Source organism: Streptomyces sp. H27-C3 (assembly GCF_030063415.1).
Classification (GTDB): Bacteria; Actinomycetota; Actinomycetes; order Streptomycetales; family Streptomycetaceae; genus Streptomyces.
Genome location: NZ_JASITA010000123.1, coordinates 1 through 652 on the forward strand (window position 1 = coordinate 1; position 652 = coordinate 652).

Below are 652 nucleotides of genomic sequence, written 5' to 3' on the forward strand. Positions count from 1 at the left end.
GTAAGCTTTCCCCACCGCAACTGCCCGTCCCAGACGCCCCCGTACGCGCGCAGCGGGAAGGTGCGGCCGACGAACGCGGCGACCGTGCCGTAGGCGGAACCGGTGCGGGCGAACTCGGCAAACACGTTGCCGACCGCAGCCCGGACCTCCTCGTCCGCGTCGAGTACAACAAGCCCGTCCTCGTCGTACTCCAGCCCGACGGGCAGCGGAACCCGCAGGTCACCACGGGCCGCAGCGGTCAGCTTGGCGCCCTGGAGACGGCCGTTGAGCAGGTGGGTCTCGGCCTCCGACATGCTGCCCTTGAGCCCGAGCAACAACCGGTCGTTGAAGTCCGCCAGGTCATAGACGGCGTCGCTGTCGACGACGAGAGTGTCGGTCAGACGCGCGAGTTCCAGCAGCCGGGCGATGTCCGCCGACGATCGGGCCAGGCGCGAAACCTCCAGGCCGAACACGGCCCCGGCCTCGGCTAGGCACACCTTCGCGACAACGTCGTGGAAGCCCCCGCGTTCGGTGCCGAACCGGCCCGAGATGCCCAGGTCCTTGTCGATGACCAGGATGTTCTCCGGTGTCCAGCCCAGCTCAGCCGCCAGGTCCACCAGCGCGTACTGGCGCGTGGTCGACTCCGTGTGATCGCGGACCTGCAGCATCGTCG

At 69.0% G+C, this 652-nt stretch carries 1 protein-coding gene; it reads right to left on the bottom strand.

What is annotated here, in order from left to right; translation table 11 throughout:
- Positions 1 to 652: recombinase family protein (locus QMK30_RS39050; protein ID WP_283522955.1), on the bottom strand; the 652-nt coding region annotated here is incomplete at both ends.